15 protein-coding genes and 4 tRNA genes are annotated in these 22530 nt (G+C 27.5%); 7 read left to right on the top strand and 12 right to left on the bottom strand.

The features are described 5' to 3' along the window. Positions 1–526: 526 nt before the first annotated feature. The 11 genes from thiE to ERUM_RS01100 form a co-directional block, all read right to left on the bottom strand. Positions 527–1579 (bottom strand): thiamine phosphate synthase, encoded by a 1053-nt coding sequence (thiE, locus tag ERUM_RS01150; RefSeq protein WP_011154892.1) that lies wholly within the window; start codon positions 1577–1579, stop codon positions 527–529. A 382-nt stretch (positions 1580–1961) separates the two neighbouring features. Beyond that, positions 1962–2783 carry a pyruvate, water dikinase regulatory protein gene (locus ERUM_RS01145; RefSeq protein ID WP_044148616.1) on the bottom strand — a complete coding sequence of 274 codons (822 nt, stop codon included), beginning with the start codon at positions 2781–2783 and terminating at the stop codon, positions 1962–1964. 464 nt (positions 2784–3247) lie between these two features. Next, positions 3248–4066: an oxygen-dependent tRNA uridine(34) hydroxylase TrhO gene (gene trhO, locus ERUM_RS01140; protein ID WP_011154890.1), complete on the bottom strand. Its 819-nt coding sequence runs from the start codon at positions 4064–4066 to the stop codon at positions 3248–3250. Between the two features lie 380 nt (positions 4067–4446). Then, the gene (fmt, locus tag ERUM_RS01135; RefSeq protein WP_011154889.1) at positions 4447–5358 is read right to left on the bottom strand and encodes a methionyl-tRNA formyltransferase; all 912 of its coding nucleotides are present in this window, start codon (positions 5356–5358) and stop codon (positions 4447–4449) included. 1301 nt (positions 5359–6659) lie between these two features. After that, positions 6660–6733: transfer RNA gene (locus ERUM_RS01130), tRNA-Ile, on the bottom strand. A gap of 1165 nt (positions 6734–7898) precedes the next feature. Next, on the bottom strand, positions 7899–10304 hold the full coding sequence (gene lon, locus ERUM_RS01125; RefSeq protein ID WP_011154888.1) for an endopeptidase La: 2406 nt from the start codon (positions 10302–10304) through the stop codon (positions 7899–7901). 9 nt (positions 10305–10313) lie between these two features. After that, positions 10314–11534: an ATP-dependent Clp protease ATP-binding subunit ClpX gene (gene clpX, locus ERUM_RS01120; protein WP_011154887.1), complete on the bottom strand. Its 1221-nt coding sequence runs from the start codon at positions 11532–11534 to the stop codon at positions 10314–10316. A 19-nt stretch (positions 11535–11553) separates the two neighbouring features. Beyond that, entirely contained in the window at positions 11554–12150 is a 597-nt protein-coding gene (gene clpP / locus ERUM_RS01115; RefSeq protein WP_011154886.1) for an ATP-dependent Clp endopeptidase proteolytic subunit ClpP, read from the bottom strand. 62 nt (positions 12151–12212) lie between these two features. Continuing rightward, on the bottom strand, positions 12213–13553 hold the full coding sequence (tig, locus tag ERUM_RS01110; protein WP_011154885.1) for a trigger factor: 1341 nt from the start codon (positions 13551–13553) through the stop codon (positions 12213–12215). Between the two features lie 28 nt (positions 13554–13581). Next, positions 13582–13663, bottom strand: a tRNA-Leu gene (locus ERUM_RS01105). Positions 13664–13855: 192 nt separating this feature from the next. Next, positions 13856–13928: transfer RNA gene (locus tag ERUM_RS01100), tRNA-Lys, on the bottom strand. Positions 13929–14225: 297 nt separating this feature from the next. Between ERUM_RS01100 and ERUM_RS05050 the strand changes: the two genes are divergently transcribed. The 4 genes from ERUM_RS05050 (at position 14226) to ERUM_RS01085 (ending at position 16999) form a co-directional block, all read left to right on the top strand. Then, positions 14226–14396, top strand: coding sequence for a hypothetical protein (locus ERUM_RS05050; protein WP_155720566.1), 171 nt, complete (start codon positions 14226–14228; stop codon positions 14394–14396). A 121-nt stretch (positions 14397–14517) separates the two neighbouring features. Further along, positions 14518–15024, top strand: a complete 507-nt coding sequence (locus tag ERUM_RS01095; protein WP_011154884.1) for a phosphatidylglycerophosphatase A family protein — start codon at positions 14518–14520, stop codon at positions 15022–15024. Then, positions 15025–15813 carry a GNAT family N-acetyltransferase gene (locus ERUM_RS01090; RefSeq protein ID WP_011154883.1) on the top strand — a complete coding sequence of 263 codons (789 nt, stop codon included), beginning with the start codon at positions 15025–15027 and terminating at the stop codon, positions 15811–15813. It abuts the gene before it with no gap. Between the two features lie 34 nt (positions 15814–15847). Next, the gene (locus ERUM_RS01085; RefSeq protein WP_011154882.1) at positions 15848–16999 is read left to right on the top strand and encodes a hypothetical protein; all 1152 of its coding nucleotides are present in this window, start codon (positions 15848–15850) and stop codon (positions 16997–16999) included. Positions 17000–17073: 74 nt separating this feature from the next. Here the strand turns inward: ERUM_RS01085 and iscX are convergent, their stop codons facing one another. Beyond that, complete coding sequence (gene iscX, locus ERUM_RS01080) at positions 17074–17271, bottom strand: Fe-S cluster assembly protein IscX (protein ID WP_044148613.1); 198 nt, start codon at positions 17269–17271, stop codon at positions 17074–17076. A gap of 2699 nt (positions 17272–19970) precedes the next feature. Between iscX and rpsD the strand changes: the two genes are divergently transcribed. From rpsD to ERUM_RS01065, 3 genes are all read left to right on the top strand, one after another. Then, positions 19971–20579, top strand: a complete 609-nt coding sequence (rpsD, locus tag ERUM_RS01075; protein ID WP_011154880.1) for a 30S ribosomal protein S4 — start codon at positions 19971–19973, stop codon at positions 20577–20579. A gap of 10 nt (positions 20580–20589) precedes the next feature. After that, positions 20590–20675: transfer RNA gene (locus ERUM_RS01070), tRNA-Leu, on the top strand. 273 nt (positions 20676–20948) lie between these two features. Next, positions 20949–22070 (top strand): AI-2E family transporter, encoded by a 1122-nt coding sequence (locus ERUM_RS01065; RefSeq protein WP_011154879.1) that lies wholly within the window; start codon positions 20949–20951, stop codon positions 22068–22070. Positions 22071–22530 lie beyond the last annotated feature (460 nt).

Genomic DNA, 22530 nt, shown 5'->3' with positions numbered 1-22530 from the left:
CCATAACACTAAAGACAACCTTAATAACAACATAATATACACATATTTTATCTATTAAAACATTGACACTTTGATAATATTAAATAATATATATACAATAAAATTAATATAAAATACAAAGTGTAGTCAATTAAAATATAGGCCATATTGTTAAGTCATTATCTCACAAGTATATTGAACTTATAATATGAGAATAGATAGACAAAATTCATAAAGAATAAAAACTTAATATATAATATTATACTTTTCTTACTAAAGATCATTTACTACTTTTATCTAATTTATGATACTGAATATACAGACAGACTTCATAAAAAATTTAGTACATAATAGATATTCAACATAAAATTATCATTATAAAATGCTAAAATAACTTAATATAAATATTGTAGTTTACTATACATGTAAAAGTAGCTATTAATTACTTCTCTCGTATAAATGTAAACTTAGCTAACATACAAAATTATACACTACAATATCTAAATTTAGTAAGTTATGAGAAATAATAGTCAAACACATATTATTACTAACTACACTTGTCTAGAAACTCTCTAATAGCTTTATCAGGATACTTACTATTAATTACTGCAGAAACCACTGCTATTCCATCTACACCTGTTTTAATAATAGAATCTAAATTTGATAAATTAATGCCGCCGATAGCTACAATACGGTAATGTAAATGCTTAACCCAACTAGCTAATAAACTTACTCCTTGTGACATAAAATTCATATTTTTTAACATTGTAGGAAAAATAGGGCCAAAAGCAATATATGAAGGTGATAAATATCTTGCTATTGCTAATTCATAATAACAATGAGTACTAATACCTAATCTTAAACCTGCATTAAATATTTCCTGAAAATTGGCATTTTGTAAGTCTTCTTGCCCAAGGTGAACCCCATATGCCTTATATTTTATTGCAAGCTCCCAGTAATCATTAATAAATAATTTTATACCATACTTATTTGCAATATAAACACCTTCTTCTACTTCCTGTATTACCTTATCCATTGATTCATCTTTGATTCTCAATTGAATTACTTTCACGCCACAATTAATTACATATTTCAACCATGACAAATTTGGCACTATTTGATAAAATCCTATAGGTTCCAAGATAGAGGAGAATTTTATTTTTGCAAAATTATTACTATGATTATCATATACAACAGTTGGAAAACACTCTTCATCTAAAAAAGAAGTACATTGTTTTACAATTTGATTCATAAATGCTCTAGCTAATACTAGCGAATCTTTTTGAATATCACAGCAACTTAAACATTTACTAGCTAATGTATTAGTCTTCTTATATATAGAAATAAATTCTGTTTTAGTATTAGATTCTATTCTATTATAAAATAACCAAAACCCTTTTTCCCCATCAAAATAATAATCCCTACACAAATTACTATCTGTATTGATCACATCAACTACATATATGTTCTTTTTCTTGACATTATACAAAAGATTTACACTATTTATCACATCCGCAGGTTCTTTCAATTGAATAGCACAAAATTCTATGAGATCTGCTTGATCTACAATATATATCTCATCACAATTACATTGATGCATAAAAACTAATTGAACCTTAATTCACATATAACAAATCTCAACTGATGTCATATCACCTTCTTACAAAAGACTACTTTACACACTTACATTGTATTTGCAAATTAACATAATAATACGTTCACAAAATTTATTTATATAATAAAGATAATATTATATAGTACACTGGTTTTCATTATTCTCATCAACAACATTACAAACATATTAACTGTTATAATATTCTGATAATACATCTATATACATGACAACATTTTGTATTAGAAATATCAACAACAAACTTCTTCATATAACAGGCTTAAGATAACATTACTTATAAAGTAACTACGTATTATAACAATAACGTATAAAAACATTGGTCATCTATCATCTAGGTGAAGATATCCTCTTAATGTTGCATTTTAGTGAAATATTGTATAATCGTTGCCGCTATTTCTTCAACAGATTTTTGTGTCACATCTATAATTGGCCATCCATTTTTAGCACATATTTTTTTTGTTTCTCTAATCTCCATTAATACATGTTCATAATCAACATATCCATAATTATTCTGATTTTTCATTGAAACTAGTCTTGCTCTTCGTATTTCTATTAACCTATCAATGTCAATTGTTAAACCTACAATAAGCTTATTCTTCATTTTTGACAAATCTACAGATAATTCTATAGAATTTATTAAAGGTATATTCACTACCCTATATCCACGATAAGCTAAGTATATACTAGTAGGAGACTTTGAAGTCCTAGAGACACCTAAAATAATTATATCAGCCTGATCTATATCCCAAAGATTCTGTCCATCATCATGAGCAATAGTATAATTAATCGCATCAATACGAGTAAAATATTCATCATCCAATCCAATACTAGTATTAATATATGGATCCTTTTTTATATTTAAATAACAAGAAATTTCCCTAATAACATGCGATAATATAGGAATACATGGTATTTCATGTATTCCTGCTTTCTGTTTTAAATATTTTCTGATATCATCATCAAACATTGTATACATAATAAAATTATATTTATCCTTCTCAATTGTTAACATAATTTTATCTATTTGCTCGTAACTATTAATACAAGACCACACAAATTCATTAACTTCTACAGACTTAAAATGCTCAAGTGCAGATCTTGCAACAGCAGCAACAGTTTCACACGTAGAGTCAGATATTAAATGTAAATTTAAAACAACAGGATTGCTCATAAAATATATATGAATGATACAAAATAAAATCTGCAAAAAATTGCTTTACTTCAAGTATATGCACATAAAATTTATAAAATAAATAAATTTTAGGATAAATTTTTTTACTAAAATGTTTGACATATATAACACTTTATTCTATGAGGCTCAAAAAATAACGAGTAGATATTATATTCATTAGTTACATATTCTTTATTCAAAAAATACTACATCAGTATTATTTCATAGCCATTATTAAATACAGTAGCATTATCCCTAAAAATGATCTTACATTTATACTTATTTTAAAACACTATAACATCTAATAATTAAAAAGACCCATTAATATTAAATTATATCAAACTAGCAACTTATATATCCTAATAACATCATTACTTCATGTAACACACCTTGCTAAAAAGCCAATTCATAACATTACTAATATTTCCTCATATTTAAAAACAGACTGAGTATTAAACGAATAGTTATACATGATCCTTACAGCTAAAACATAATACATGACCTCGGGATATTGATTTCATATCTTCCAACATTACATGAGCACCACATAATATACATTTTACATCTCCGGGAACTAATTTATCATCAACGATAATTCTATCATCAAAAGTAAAACAGTATCCTTCCCAAAGATTATTTATATTACCAGTACTTTTAAAATATTCGAGAATTCCCCCTTTTAAATGATATACTTTACTAAATCCTAAATCTTTCATAAAGGCAGTAGATTTTTCACACCGTATACCACCAGTACAATACATCGCTATAATAGGGTCGTCATCAATTTTATTCTTTGCCCAAGATATAGCCCAATCTGGAAAATCACGAAAACAATTTGTTTCCGGATTTATCGAATTTTTAAACTTTCCAAAATTAATTTCATAAGAATTTCTAGTATCTATAGTATAAACATCAGACCTAGAAATAAAATTATCCCAATTCTCTGGATCAATATATTCACCACCTACAGAATCATCAAAATCTTCAATACCTAAGCATACTAACTCTTTCCTCAACTTTACTTTCATTTTAGAAAATGGATTACATCTAGAAAAGCTTTTATGATACTGAAGATTACACAACCTACTATCCAAATCTAAAAAAGAAAAAAATTTATCTAAGGAATTTTGACTACCAGCTATTGTAGCATTAATACCTTGTTCAGCTAAAATTATAGTACCTTTAATATTGTTCTGTACACAAAATTCTTTCAATACAGGGCGTATATCATAATAATTAGACAAATGTACAAAACGATAAAAAGTTGAAACAACGTATCCCATACTGAATTTCTCTTGTTTTCCAATATTTTTAATATATTTTATAAAAACAATACTGTCAATTAAGCACGGTTAACTAAACCCACATAATTCTCAACTATTCTAGAATAAAAACAGTTAAACCTAGATAGAAAGATATATACATATTTTTACATACAAAATTTAAGTAAGACATGTAATAAAGCTATAAATACTTCTAATTGATACTGTTAAGAAGATTAATAATTAACTGATACTAAGATAAATTACCAAATAATAGAACACCATATTTATTGTTATAAAATACAAACAACACTACATTAAACTATAGAAACTAAAACCTATAAATCATCTATATCTTTATTGTATATTCAAGAATATTTTCTTATATTTTTTATAAACTATTAAGTAATTGAATAATCCTTAACATTATAACCACAAACAAAATCTTTAATACTACATAAAGTCTTACCTTCCATCTGTACTACAAGAGGAACTAATATTGTATTACCTTTACATTTTATATGCATACCAGAGTTAAGAATGCTACTAGGTTTTAGGCTACTTATATTATCATCATAATAATAACTTGCTTGTAATATTCTTAATCTTTTACCATTAAAAAATACAAATGCCCTAGGGTATAAAGCTCTAATTCGTCTACAAGCAACTTCAGCAGTTTCATTAATATCTATATGAAAATCCTCTATTTTGTTTGTATAAGTTGCATTATCTTCATTTTGTGCAACAGGTACTAAATTATCTATATTATTTAATACCTCTACCAACATTGCCCCACCCAAATTAGACAACTTACTACTTAGAGTTTCAATATTATCCTGTTCATCTATTGACAATTTTTTTTGTAATAGAATATCACCTTCATCCCAACCTTCATTCATCTGCATAATCGTCACTCCAGTTTGACTATCACCATGCAGAATTGCATAATGTATTGGAGCTGCTCCACGCCATCGTGGCAACAATGAAGGATGAATATTTATACATCCGTATTTAGGTATAGATAATACCTCCTTTGGAATAATTAAACCATATGCAACTACAACAATAACATCAGGATTTAACTCTTTAATCCTATCCTGTTCTTCAATACGTTTTAAAGATTTCGGAGTATAAACTGTTAAACCATGCATCTCAGCAACAGTATGAATAGGAGTTTTAGTAAGTACTTTACCCCTACCAGCAGGTTTAGGCACTCTTGTATAAACACCAACTATCTTATGTTCTGTATTGTTTAAAATAGATGAAAGTGCAACTACAGAAAATTCTGGAGACCCCATAAATATTATTCTCATAATAACTAAATACCTCAGTTACATATAAGCATATGTATACCAAATCTACCAATAAAGCAAGCTTGATACTTGTTAATCTGTCAATAAATAAATCTAAATACATAAAATTGAAAATTTGAAAGCATTATATAAATTTTGATATGCTAAATACAGAAAATTACTTTATAACTTTTTATAAATATCTATAAAAATATAAAAAGAATCTCTCATTTTTAAAATTGATTAATGTTGTATCTAAATTAAGTATTTAAAACATATATACCATTAATCCTATAGCATTACATTTATATAAAGTAAAATTATATAAAGTAAAAAAAGATACTCATCTCTACCAAAAAAGAAATTACATCTAAACATTTATTAAGAAAGTACTAAATTCACATAATATACTAAGATTATACTGCACTATTGTGAATTTATAATATTCCTAATATAATTTACATTTTAACAAGTGTTTAACATTATACCTATATTATGCATTTAAAATGTATGTACTATTTTATACACAAGTAAAAGAAATACTCTTGATTGTAGCAACATAGAATAATATCCTTAACAATCACTACAAAATACTAAATATATAATATTTAAAATGTATAAGTTGTATACATATATATACATCAGCCTATAATACTTTTAGTATAAAACTTGTAACTAAATATTTAGAATATATAAATAATAACTTACATTTTCAAGTTTGATTAATATTGTATCCATATTACGTATTTAAAATGCATATTTTACTAATAACATATTAATTAGTACAAGGTAAAAAAATATGCTTAAAGTCACTTAAAACAAACACATAACCTTTAGTGATTATATGAGATAAACACTAAGCTTAAACATTTATGAGAGTTATAACACAAAATTCGTAATCAAATACTTAAACATACAAGGAAATAATGAATATTCTAAAACTCATATTTTATTACGTATGCTCAAGATACTGTTGTCTTCAAACCTATAATATTACTACAACACAAAAACAATACAGTAATAATTTGCTTAGTATTTATTGGTGATGAAAGTATTATAATACATACGTATGCTACAACTTATAAAGTCAAGGAACAATTTTAAACATATCACTAATATTAGAATAATCTTAAATTGCTACACAAATACTATATGATATATAACAGTAAAATGAAAACATATATATAATCAATGCTAACGTAGCGTTTTCTATAGTTAAATTATTTAACAAATTTATAAGAAATACTATTTAAAAATAGTAGCACCACTATACGTATTAATATTTACACATAATTACTACACAAAGATACCATGAGTAAGAGTGGGGCAGGTAGGACTTGAACCTACGACCTTGTCGTTATGAGCGACCTGCTCTAACCAACTGAGCTACAGCCCCATCAGGTATTACCATATTACAAGTTATATTATGTATCACACATAATAACAATTTACAATAAAAAGTTAAGACTACTATAGTGCAAACAATATTAACAAAATTTACAGAGTGATTTTTATCAAACATTATACTGAATATCAGATTATTAGTTATTCATAAAACAACATCACAATATACTAAACAGCATAATAGAAAACACATACATAGCTTACTATATTTACTAAAATCATCTATACAAAACTTTCACAAAAAAGAGATACAGTTTCAATATTAACACATACTAATTAACATAATGCTTATTTATTAGAAGATAAAAACAAAACATTATCACTAATACAACTATCCACATAGCTTTTTAATAATATTGAACAAGAGTTGAAAAGAACATACTAAAAGCATTCAACATACAATCTTAACTAAGAGCAAAAAATAATTTTATTATGAAAAAATACTGATAACACATAAATAATTATAAGCCAATCTTATGATATTTATATTCAATAATGATTAAAATAAAAAAACTACATATAATTCATATATATGATAAACATCATATACTACCCTAGAGTAATAATATATATTACAATAGCTCTATGATTTTTGTCATACAGAATTACAATTCCACCAAGAGATACTATAAGTACATAATAATGTTTACTTAAAGTAAAATAGTCTTATTACAAGGAAATACTAAAAAATAATCAACAAAAACGCTACTTTTACACTATTACACACTAATATATAAAGTGCTTATTTATAAAATATAAATAAGCTAAATATTATATATATATAAACCTTATATTAATTTAATACAGTACATACGTTAACCTAGATACCATTAAATTAAAATACGTAGGAATATCATACTACTCTTGATAATAAAAGATACGTAATAAAGAATACAAATTATAACAATATATAGCTATACATATTTCTATTATAAAACAACCGTCATTATATAAAACGATAGTTAACAAAAAATTAAGCTACCACAAATGTTTTTATAATGATTTACTTTCCATATTGATTAATACTATTTGTATATATGTTATCTCTAAAAATGTAATGTTACATACACAATTACATTGAGAAAAAAATATTAATACTATAACATGCTAAAAAACCATATTAAGAAAATACAGTAACACACTACAAAAAAATAAGTTTAGTGTTGCACTGCATCAAGATCATCAACCTCAACAATATCTTGTGTTACAATATGATCTTGTTTCATTACATCTACAATCTGTCTAGTCAATGCTGCACTAATTACTTCATCAACATTAGAAACAAAAACTAACTCCAATCCCGATTTAATGTTATCTGGAATTTCCACAATATCTTTTTCATTCCTAGAAGGTAACACTACAGTCTTTATACCGCTACGCAATGCAGCTAATAATTTTTCACGCAAACCACCAATAGCAAGTACTCTACCTCTCAATGTCACTTCTCCAGTCATAGCAACAGTTTTCTTAACAGGTATATTAGTCATTAATGATACAATTGAAGTACACATAGCTATCCCAGCTGATGGACCATCCTTAGGAACTGCACCTTCTGGTACATGCACATGTATATCATTTTCTATAAATCTCTTAGGATTTATGCCAAAACTTGTACACCTAGAACGCACATAACTATATGCAGCTTTAACAGATTCTTGCATTATTTCACCTAATTTACCAGTATATTTTACTTCTCCTTTTCCAGGCATTAATACTGATTCTATAGTTAAAATATCTCCTCCAGTATCAGTATATGCCAACCCTGTCACCATACCAACTAAGTCTTCTTTTTCAATTATACCAAAACTAAATTTACGTACTCCAGCATACTTTTCTATATTATCCATATCAATATGGATGCTTTTAACTTTTTCAACTAAAACCTCTTTAACTGCCTTTCTCATAAGACTAGCAAGTTCTCTCTTAAAACTACGAACACCACTCTCCCTGGTATAAAACCTTATCAAATGATATATTGCTTCATCAGAAATACTCCATTCTTTTTCCTGTAAACCATGATCCTTATATAATTTAGGGATTAAATGTGCTCTAGCTATTTCCAATTTTTCATCTTCTGTGTATCCAGATATATTTATTATTTCCATACGATCAATCAGTGGCTTACTTAAATTTAAAGTATTAGCTGTTGCAATAAACATAACATTTGAAAGATCAAATTCCACTTCTATATAATGATCTACAAAATGCTTATTATGTTCCGAATCTAAAACCTCAAGTAACGCAGCAGTGGGATCACCACGAAAGTCTGAACCTATCTTATCTATCTCATCTAAAAGAAATAAAGGATTTGATGTTTTTGCCTTTTTCATTTGCTTAATTATCTTACCTGGCATCGCCCCAACATAAGTCCTACGATGACCTCTTATTTCTGATTCATCATGTATCCCACCCAAAGAAACATGAACAAAATTTCTACCTGTAGCTTCAGCAATTGACCTAGCTAACGAAGTTTTACCTACACCAGGAGGTCCTACCAAACATAATATTGGACCTTTGGGTTTTTTAATACGTTTTAAGACAGCTAAAAACTCTAATATTCTCTCTTTAATTTTACTCATTCCATAATGATTATTATCTAAAATCTTAAGAGAACTATTCATATTAATCTTTGCATCTGAATACTTTCCCCATGGAAGATCAAGTACCCAATGAAGATAACTAGATATTATATTAGCTTCTGGAGACATAAAATTCATCTTCTTATATCTCTTTAAGTCTGTCATAAGACGATCCTTAGCTTCATCAGACAAAGCTGTTGCATTTATTTTCTTTTCAAATTCACTAGCAGAATCTATATCAACAGTACTACCATCACTTTCTTCTAATTCTTTTTGTATAGCTTTCAGTTGTTCATTCAAATAATAAACTCTTTGAGTTGTTTCAATTTGAGACTTTACACGATTACGAATTTTTTTCTGTGCATTTAATACACTTATCTCTAACTTTAAAAAGTCGTATACTTTTTCCAATCTTTTAACAATATTAAAAGTTTCAAGAATAAGTTGCTTTTCTGAAACTTTTATACCTAAATGTGATGCTATAATATCTGCTAAACTACTTAATTCTTTCATATCGTAAATAGATGATGCAGCTTCTGCTTGTATTTTCTTACTTAACTTATTCCAAGAATCAAACTCACTTATGACAGATCTTTTTAAAGCTTCAAGTTTATCATCTACAACTAAAGCTGCATCTCTACAGACAATTGATACTTGAGCTTTAAAAAACATTTTATCATCAATAAGCTTTACTACTTTAGCTCTACTTTCTCCTTTAATAAGTATTTTTACAGCACCATCAGGAAGTTTTAATAATTGTACAATATCTGCTACTGTACCTACCTTATATAACTCATCAGCAGTAGGGTTATCAACAGAACCATCTATTTGAGTTAATAATAAAATTTTATAATTATTATGCTGAGCAGCATATTCTAGCGCATTAATAGACTTTTCTCTCCCAACAAACAATGGTATCACTACTTGAGGAAACACTATAGTATCACGTAAAGTGAGTACTGGTAGCAAAGCTTTATTTTTCATATAATACCCTCAATGTTTCAAAAACAACCGCGAATTCACCATCGATTCTTCAACCATTTGCTTACTAATTACTATCTGATCAACATTAAAAGTTCCTGGAGTTTCAAACATCAAATCAAGTAGTAAATTTTCTAAAATTGCTCTTAACCCTCTAGCCCCAGCTTTTCTTACAGCAGCTTTTCTCGCAATTTCTGATAATGCACTATCATCAAATTCAAGATTTATATTATCCATTTCAAAAAGTTTCTTATACTGTTTTACCAAAGAATTTTTTGGTTCAACCAAAATACGACATAAAGTAGCTTCATCTAATTCTCCCAAAGATGTAATAACAGGTATCCTACCAACAAATTCTGGTATTAGACCAAACTTAACTAAATCTTCCGGTTCAGTATAGCAAAAAATATCTTTATCTTTTGAAGCTTTTTGTACATTAGCTTCAAATCCCATATTACTACCTTGATGACGAGACTCTATAATTTTTTCCAAACCATCAAATGCTCCACCAAATATAAACAAAATATTATCAGTATTTATCTGTATAAATTCTTGATGTGGATGTTTCCTTCCACCTTGAGGCGGAACAGATGAGACTGTACCTTCAATAACTTTGAGTAAAGCCTGTTGCACTCCTTCACCTGACACATCACGAGTAATAGATGCATTCTCAGATTTTCTAGATATTTTGTCTACTTCATCAATATATATGATACCACGTTGCGCAGCCTCTACATTAAAATTAGCTGCTTGTAATAACTTTAACAATATGCTCTCTACATCTTCACCAACGTATCCAGCTTCCGTTAAAGTGGTAGCATCAGCCATAGCAAAAGGAACTTGTAAAACTCTAGCTAAGGTACGAGCTAACAATGTCTTTCCCGATCCAGTTGGACCAATCAATAAGACATTAGATTTTGAAATTTCAACATCACTGATAATACCAGAATTAGATAAACGCTTATAATGATTATACACAGCAACCGACAATACCTTTTTCGAATGTTCCTGGCCTATCACATATTCATCAAGTACCTTCTTGATCTCTTTTGGTTTTAAATCGAGAGTATCACCCTTCTTATAGGAGCTACCTTCTTCTTGTAATATACCACTACATAAATCTATACACTCATTACAAATAAAAACTGATGGCCCAGCTATTAATTTACGTACCTCACTATGTACCTTCCCACAGAAAGAACAGCTACAAGAATTTTTATCATTATCTGCCATATTTACCCAATCCTAATTATTACACATCAATATCAAGACGTTTTTCTATAACTTTATCAATAATACCAAAATCTTGCGCGCTATCAGCAGACATAAAATTATCCCTTTCCATACTTGCTACAACTTCTGATAACTCTCTACCTGTATGCTTTACGTAGATATAATTAAGCCTACTTTTTATATTTAATATTTCCTTAGCATGTATTTCTATATCAGTTGCCTGTCCTTGAAAACCACCTGAAGGTTGATGTATCATAATTCTAGAATTGGGAAGAGCGCAACGCATTCCTTTTTCACCAGCAGCTAATAATAATGACCCCATAGAAGCTGCTTGTCCTAAACACAACGTAGCAATTCTTGGTTTTACATATTGCATAGTATCATATATAGACAAACCAGCAGTAACAACACCTCCTGGAGAATTAATATACATAGATATATCTTTTTCTGGATTTTCTGCTTCCAAAAATATAAGCTGAGCAACCACTAGACTTGCCATCTGGTCTTCTATTGGCCCAGTTATAAAAATAATACGCTCTTTTAGCAACCGAGAATATATATCATAGGCACGCTCACCACGACTTGTCTGCTCAACCACCATAGGTACTAAAGTCATATAGATTTCTCCTTACTCATACCACAACTTACAATAAACGTTATGTCAATTAATACTACTTATCACATATTCTCAAGCATAAGGTTAAGCTCTTGAGTCGTCATAACTTTCTTATCTTTTTTGACTAACCTTATTATATAATTAATCACCTTATCTTCAAGTACTTTCCCACTAATATAATTCGCAAAATCCTTATTAGATTGTAGCATTCTCAACACATCATTAAGATTAATTCCATAATCAGAATAATAAGTATTTATAAAGCTAAAAACATCATCCTTATTTATAGAAATGTTATGATGACGCGACATCTTTACCAATAGGATACCAAGCTTTACACGTTTCATTGCTTCAGCTTTTACATCAACTTGTACTGTTCCAGCACTATCTTGTATTTCCTGATTAATCTTGTTTATTTCCTGAGTAACAACACACTCTGGAACATCAATAGAATAAGTTTTATCTAAATAATCAAATAATTCTTTTTTAACTATCGCAAAACTTATCTTATCAAATTGTTGTTTTATTTTATTTCTAGCAAAATCTTTTAATGCTTGTTCATCCTTAAATTGATAATATTTTATGACATTTTCATTTTCCTCAACTGCTTTCATCATAAATATATTCTTCACAGTCACTGACACATCAGCACTCTTTCCTACAAGATATGCAACACCATAATTATCAGGAAACTGTATAGGAAAACTTTTACTTTCTCCAATCTTCATTCCTATCAATTGATCTTCAAAATCTTTTAGAACTAAACCACGCCCTACAATTACAGCAAGATCTTTAGTATCACCACCTTTTAACATCTTACCTTTGATTCTATTCTGATAATCAACAATTACCTTATCACCTATCTTAACTCTATATTCTGAATCAGATACTTCAACAAATTCAGAACACTGCTTTTTCAAATTTTCTATAAACTCACTAATATCAGAATCCTGAATATCTGCCTCAATATCACTAAGAACTATATCATCAAGAGCTATTAATGGAGCTTCTGGCATTACTTCAAAACTAAGCTTATATACAAGATTATCCCCTACTGGATCACCACTTGTACTACTAACATCCATCCCATAATCAGGACAGGAAATAATAGAAACATTTGATGATATAATTTCTCCAAATTTACCATTCTTTATAAATTCAGAAGATGTATCTTCAACGATTTTCCTAATTAAAGTATTTACCGCATTATTTAAATATTCCTTTTTAATTAAATCAATTGAAGCTTTACCAGCTCTAAATCCAGGTATTTTCACATTTTTGGCAATTTCCAATAACTTAGCATCTAACTGACTAAAAAAATACTTATTATCAATAGTAAATTCATACTCACGTTTTAACTTATTATCATTTAAAATTTCCTTAACTACATAATTACTCAGCATACCACTATACCCTGCACGACCACCAAAGTGCGGATAGAGGGACTTGAACCCCCATGAGCTGCCTCGCTAGGACCTAAACCTAGTACGTCTACCAATTTCGCCATATCCGCTCTAAAAAAAACACTGTATAATAAATTAAAAAACAACTAGCTATAATTATAGGCATTAATGGCATAATACTCAAGGCTTTATTATTGAATAAAATTATTATATATATGTATAATAAGCCATGGTTTACAAATAAAACACGACTTCTTCTAACTACTATTTTCATAATCACATTAGCAGTTTCTTAATTCAAGTAGTCCCGATGTGATTCGAACACACGACCCACTGATTAAGAGTCAGTTGCTCTCCCAACTGAGCTACGGGACTTTACACAGCAAAGATTAACCTTCTATTAAAAAGTTGTCAAACTCAAATCTAGGATAATAACTTACTTAATCATTTAGAAGCTGCTACATAAGGATTGACTATTTTAGAGCGATATTCATCAATTATATATCGTCTTTTTTTTCTTCATCTCTTTAATTATATAAAAATATAGTATATTTCATATTTTTTTAAGATAGTGGGTCTTGACTGTTTATACTATCAATCATACAATACAGAGTTGTTAGGTTAGTAGCACCACAAATATGTGGTTTACACTATAACTGTCAAGGGTATTACATGAGATTGTTACAAGTACTGTTTCTTATAATGTTAATGTGTGCTGTGTCTGGGTGTTCAATGTTTTCAAAAAGAGAACGTAGAATAAGAAGTCCTTGTGTTCATGCAACAGAAAGCTCTGCCCCTTGTTATAAGTACAATGTAAATGACTATTGGTTAAAACATAAGTAAATATTTAATTAGTATTCACATGGTTATAATAGTGGATTTGATAATTTAATATATGAGTTCGTAATGCACTTTATTAACCATAATCACAAGATTAAAGTGATTTTGTTTACGTAGAGGTAATGTGCAAGTATATACAATAATAGCTACATGGTTTGGTTGTGGTAATATAAGTAAAGCCCCTGGAACTGTTGCTAGTTTAGCAACAATATTACTTGCTCCTGCTATAGTTTTTAACAACTTAATTGGTATGCTACTACTAACACTAGTATTAATAATAGGATTACTTGCAACTTCAAGGTATTTAGTTGATTATCCTGATGTTATTGACCCACAAGAAGTTGTTATTGATGAAGTCATAGGGCAACTCATAGCATTTACCATTCCTATTATCTTTTTTAGGTATTATAATTATATACCTGCAACATTTTGTACTTCGTATATATTATATTATTTTAGTATATTTAGTATCAGTTTTATATTCTTCAGAGCATTTGATATCACAAAAATATGGCCTATAAATGTTATTGAGCGTATACCTGGCACTTTTGGTATAATACTAGATGATATACTTGCAGGTATCATGTCTTCTGTATGTACTATATTCATTATTACTCAAGTAGGTAGTTAGGTGGAAAATTCTCATATTTCTTCTTTGGTAATAGATAATTTGAAAAACTATTTTACATATGTAGTAAAAATATCTAAGTTAGAAAGCCATAATTTTGAAAATATAATATTAATTCTAAATAATCAACACAGCTCGCTATTAAATTTCGCATTTCATGATACTACAACAACTGACTGCAATGAAGAAGCTATAATAGAGGTCTTAGAGTTTCTAAAACAAAGGAGGACAGAAGTTACATGGGCAGTAGATTCGCATATGAAAAAGCTTAAGTCAACACTTGAAAAATTAGGAGTGGTAGGTGTTAGCTTTCCCAAAAAAGCCATAGTCAACATCGAAAACTACATTATACCAAACATACCAAATTTACCTATTACACTAGATTTAGTAGATAATGAAGCAAAATTACTTGAATTAGATAATATAGCCTTACGTGTATTTCACAGTGCTCCTGGAGAAGTTAGAACCTTTTTTAAGGGATTGGCTAACTATTACGATATCATTGATCCTAGAATTAAATTTTTCTTAGTAAAATATAATAATGTTAAGGTAGGTATATGTGGTATGTATGTTCAAGATAAAGTTGTTGGGTTTTACAGCGATGGTATACTTCCAGAATATCGTAATCAGGGAATAGCAAGTCAAATGGTATTAGAAAGAATTAAAATTGCAAAAAAAGAATATGCCTGTAAATATGCCATTGCTCAGTGTATGAAACCTTCTGTAAATCTCTACAGAAGATTAGGATTTAAAATGCTAGGTAATTTGTCGTTATATACATCCTTAATTTAAGAGATTTGCAAAATTATACTAACAATAACGTATTATGTTTATTTACATTACTATTTTTCTATTAATATTTGTTTTAGGATTATTAATTAACGCATATTATAGGGCCAATGCTGACATATGTACTTTAAAACACAATAACAATCTTATTAACAGTTTACTATCAACACTAGGAGATGGTTTTTACTTATGGGATGAAAAACGACGTATTGAAAAATTCTCCACCAATTTACAAATTTTACTAAATACAGTTTTTTATTCTTTCGACGAATTTGCTGATTTTTTTGAAGAATCCCAAGAATTACAAAAAGAGTTCACAGAAGCAAAAAAAGTCAATAAATCGTTTACTATGGATCTTAAGGGACAAGAAACAGAAATTTATTGCTCATGCTATGGGCAAAGCATAGTTGACAATAATGGACAAATAATTGGTGTATTACTTTGGGTACAAAATATAACAAATTATAAACTTTCAATAGTAAGCTTAGAGTACGAAAATGCAAGGCTAAAAGAAAATTTAATAAATTATACAGATATATTAAATAACTTACCATATCCACTATGGAAAAAAGACAAAGATTTAAAAATAAAAGCTCACAATTCATTGTATATAGAATTGATAAAAAATAATATTAATTCAGAAATTCAGCAAAACGAAAATTCTAATATAAAAAATAACAAAATCAGTCAAAAAGTACAATATGCTATAATTAATAATGAAAGAAAATTATACAATATGGTAGAAATACCCATAAAAAATTCTACAGAGTTTATTGGATATGGAGAAGATATAACACGAATAAGTTACTTTACCCAAGAACTAAACAATTATACTACACTACAGAAAAATTTACTAAATAACTTACCCAATCCAATAGCTATTTATAACAGAGATAGCTCGATTATATTCTATAACGAAATATTCATAAAATTTTGGCACCTAAACCCTTCATGGTTAGACACTCACCCAAATTACCTAAGTATTTTTCATAAAATATACAAAGAAAGTAAACTCTTAGATAAAGATAAATTCGAATTTATTAAACAAGAACAATATGAAATCTTTAAACAGATTACAGAACCATATCACGGTACAATGGTTTTAAAGAATAATACCACTATAAAAGTTATAGTAATTCCCAACTTTAAGCAAGAACTAACCTTTATATATAATCAAACATCTACTTAGAAGTTTTAATTAACTTATACACAAAAAAATACTTAGAAATAATGATTATAAATAGTGAGCATATATATATATATTTATTTATTACGCTCTTCATTCCATGCAAGCTGTATTGATTCAAGGATTTTTTCATTACACCCATGATCATCATCATCAAATCCAGGTAATTTTAAAATCATTAATCGCAAATCTGTAAACCTAGTATAAAATATATCCTGTTCCGGATAATTTTCTTCTAAAGAAATAGCTATACTTTCAATATCAGTCCATTTCATAATAAAACTCACCCATACATTACATATAGTAATAAACCATATATTAAATACACATACAAAATGTAATACATAACACTATAGATTATTACAATTGCCAATAATACGATCTAAAACTAAATATTACCATAGAAAATACACTTTTTTAAATATTATGATATATATAAATTTTCAAGCATTAATTTACCAAAAAGCTTAATTAGTATTTAGCATAATTACATAAATAAGAAGTATAACTGCCAGCAAAATTATTACTTAATTCAACAATAATAATTGAGCAATTATTTTAAGGTAAATATTAACAAAAAACACAATAATTAGTAACCATAACACTTTATTTGTTAAATTTGAACAACTCCCTAATATACAAGATATTTATAATTGAAAAAAACATTACAATCACAATACTTAAGAACAAGATCACAAAAATTATAACATCATCACTCTTGTCTAAAACATTGTACAACACATTTCTAATAATACGGAAAGTCTATCTACTATAGCAGTTGTACTAGCTGTGCCTTAAAAAAATGGTATAATATTACTTACTTATACAAAAAGATAAATACCACAAATCCAGATAATTTTAAAATCATTAATCGCAAATCTGTGTTTAATATTTTTTTTAATACTAACTTTATTGGAATTCACAGAATATCTAATACATCAGTGACAGGATATTTGTAGGTACATTTTTTTGCAATTCTAGTCCATTAGAACCCAATTCAGATTGCTACCATTCAATATAACATTACTATAAATTAATAATTTTGCCCTTAATATATACACCTAACACATGCTACATTTTACATACACAAATAGGCACCACGAATAAACATTGCTAACATTTCCTAAATCCATTCTAAAAAAATGTTATCCCACAATCAATAAACTACATGACTTCTTTATTTTATCAGTTATACTCTCCTTCATTTCATATTTTATTGAACATCTTAATCATTACATATAATGATCTACTGAAGAATTATAGCCAATTTCTACTAAAACAATTATTCACAAATAAATTCAAAATACTATATTTTTATCAGCATTTTCCCTAGTTAATCTGCATCTTATAATACATTATATATTTTCATAAGTTAAATTAGCCTATTTTTTTACACGATTAATAGTAAGAATAAAGTATAGAATTTTAGAATATCTTATAACATGCCAATATATCTTATGATAGAGACATTGTTATTAAATTACAAAAATCTGTATAATTAATATGTATTCTACCATACTGCATAAGTACTTTTTCTTATTACCTTAATTTATATTATTAACACTAACATATTTCCTAATTATACAATATATTTTCCCTACAATATTAAAGTCTCTATATTTACTTACGTTTATATAATATTAACTTAATTTTCATATTGATAATCATATATTAATTACTTACATATGTTACCTTTTTGACATTATATGAAGTCTCTTTATTGCTATTTTTATTATAGCTTACATATCTAATATCATATACATTTTTTCCCACATTATTTATAAGTATCTCTATTTCTACTTTTAAATCTATAATTACATAGTCAATACTTAATTACCCACCAACTGATAAAATCAATAGATCACAATATATATATCTTATTTTTAGATTACTAAAATACATTTACCATCACATTTGAACCTATATAATCTTAATTTAGGATACCAGACAAATGTTTTTCTCTTAACCTTAAATATATTCTTCTTATTCTATTATCAATAATTATATACATAACTAACACACACACTTGATATAAAATAAATTTATTATATATTACATCTACCTTTCCTATATTTTATTTAAGGTTTACTTTCTAGACTTATATTTCTTTGCATCATCAACATACATAAAAACTTTCAAATTACGCCAAGCACTATTGTATATAATAAATTGTTATCTATTTACTTAAAACTATACATCACATTTCCAACCTACCCTATTTAATAAATACACAGAGATTTAATAGAGACTAATAACATTGTGAGTACCAAATTTATTGAATACAAAAATATCTATCAAACATTATTTAGACTACGAAATAAACATCAAAAATTACTATTACACTTGATCAAATTTCAAAAATTTGCATACAGGTCACTATTAGATGTCCGTAACTAGTATTACTACTGATTATTCTCTCCCAAATATAATTAAGAGGTAATACTGATAACTCAGTACAATTAAATTTCTCACTTATATTAACATTCTAAGTTCAAATAATATCATACTAACACAAACACCAAACAAAATGTTACAGCTTTTGGAATTCTTTAAACATATCCTATAATCATTTTTTTAAAATCTAAAAAAAATCTTGCTACACATAATAAATACTAGCATCATGCATTATCCTCAAATAAACGCTTAAATCTCCAGTAATTTTAATTCATTGATCGAAAGTTTAATTTTTTTGAAATATGGTCTTTAATGTGTTTTACAAGATACCCAATCAATACACACATACAATAAATGACCATTATAAATTAATAAACTGCCTATTCATTAGATACAAATACAACGGCACAGTTATTCTACGATAAATGCATAAAAATACATTGACATGCATTAATAAAGTCATAATACTAGAACTCATGCAGTTTTTTATTGATATAACTGGATGTTTGTTTTGCGTTATTAAAAGTATCAACATGCTTTTAATTCTGTTTTTTTTAGGTTTTTATTAAATTAAGAGTGTATGGTAATACAGAGAAAATATAGGGCAAGTCGTAGACTAGGCGTAAGTTTATGGGGTAGATCCAAGGATCCATTTAATACAAGAAATTATCCGCCTGGTCAACATGGTAATATGGGTTATAAAAAACCATCTGATTTTGGTAAGCAGTTTGGAGCACATAAAAAGTTCAAATTTTACTATGCTATCAGTAGTAAGCAAATGCGTAATATGTTCTTAAAAGCATATAAGAAAAAGGGTGATACTGGTGATAATTTTGTTGGGTTATTAGAATCTATGTTATCAAGTGTTTTATATAATTCAGGATTAGTACCAACTATTTTTTCTGCAAGACAGTTAATATCGCATAAGCATGTATTAGTTAATGGAAAAGTAGTCAATATATCAAGCTATAGTGTTAAACCAGGTGATACTATTAAATTAAGAGAAAAAGCAGTAAATCTTCCTCCAGTGCTTGCTGCAATTGATGCTCAAGAACAAAAAGTACCTGACTATTTAGAAGTAGACGTTAAAGAAAGGTCTGTCAAATATTTAAGAGTACCTAAATATTATGAGGTACCATATCCAGCAAATATGGAAGTAAATCTAGTAATTGAATTTTATTCTAGATAGTTAGTCATACGCCCATGTGGTGGAATGGTAGACACGACGGACTTAAAATCCGTTGGCCGTATGGCCATGGGAGTTCGACTCTCCCCATGGGCACCATAGAGTTCAATGTATGCTTAATCATTTTCTGTCTGTGATTTTTATAGCTGTGTCTGTTTAGATTTTTACGTTTTAATTGGTTTTGTTTTTTATGGATAGTATAATTGTAAGCTAGGCTAAGCTTTTCTATATAAAGGATAATTTAACAAAATTGTAGGTATATTTAACCTACAATTATTACTCAAAGTTTAACAAAAGTGGGAGTCTATATAATAACTAGCATAATGTACTAAAATGATATAATATCATTAGTTAGTATATGTACAAAAGCTAATGAGTGATCATATTTCTAAATTAGTTAATCAGTATGTAACATATGGTATTGCAGTAGCCGTAATTTTGCTAGCAGCATTCATTATGGAGCCTGTACTCATTCCATGCTGTACTGCTATAATAATAGCATATCTTCTCAATCCACTTGTCAATAAATTAGAAAAGCTTAGATTACCAAGGCAATTATCTGTACTAATAATTCTAATATCTGCATTATATATCATCATAGCCTTCTTAATCATATTTATTCCAATCACATATTCACAACTCCTATCATTAATAAAATTCCTTATAGAAAAAATACCAATAGTCAGTAAGAATAATATTTCATCTTTTCTACAGAAATATAATATTTCTGAATATGAAGAAATAATCAAAGCTATAAAATTACCAGAATCATCACTTGAAAGCTTACTAAATTACGATAATATAAAATCTTTATTTAATATCTTCGGTACTGGTTTAAAAAATATAGATACTATATTTCTCGGAGCAATAAACTCAAGTATAAATATTGGCTACATAGTTTCTACAATACTAATTACTCTTATATTATTATTCTACATACTGTCTAACTGGCCATCAATTATCAAACATGCAACAGAATTAATACCTATAAAACATCAAAAGACTGTAATAGAATACACAGAAAAAATAGATAATATAATTTCCGCATATATAAGAGGTCAACTAAGCGTATGCCTCATCATGGCTATATATTATACTATATGCCTTTGTATAATAAATTTAAAATATTTTTTGATAATAGGACTCATCTCTGGTTTGATGACTTTTATTCCATATATAGGACCAGTATTTTGTACTACAATAAGTTGCATTATAACAATGCTTCAATTTAATAATTGGACAACATGTGGTATAGTAATTGCAATGTTTATTATTGGCCAATTAGTTGAATCAAATGTGATAACTCCATTACTCATAGGAAAACGTATAGATATACATCCTATATGGATAATTATTGGTATGATAATATGTGGATCACAAATTGGATTTATCGGTATATTATTATCAATTCCTATAACTGCGGTAGTAGGAGTATTTGTAAAATCAATTATAAATCAATATATGAATAGCAAATTTTACAATAATACTAACTAAAACCAAAAAGAGTATTATTTATATAAGAAATACATAGAGAATATTTATAATGACAGAATATGTTTTTTTAAAACAAGTAATACTATGTCTAGTATTTCAATATATGAAAAAAACATACTTAACTTTTACATCACAAAAACTAAAATATACATTATTACTTAAACAATAACTTTAAAAAAACTATACCCAACTACATTATTGTCAGAACAATATACAACATACCATAATCTTAAAGCATAATACCAACATACAGACATGTTTTAAGCTATAAATGATTAATTCTATTAATAAAATATAATCACAACATACGTGATAATATGCATACTATCACTAAATAACTTCATTACAAAAAAATGTAATAAACTATGTTGTAGCATATTATTTACAGTATATAACAACCTATTATTTATAGTTATAACAAACAATAAATACAACTCAACATTACAAACTACAACAACAG

Source organism: Ehrlichia ruminantium str. Welgevonden (genome assembly GCF_000026005.1).
GTDB lineage: Bacteria > Pseudomonadota > Alphaproteobacteria > Rickettsiales > Anaplasmataceae > Ehrlichia > Ehrlichia ruminantium.
This window is presented reverse-complemented; position numbering and strand designations above follow the sequence as displayed.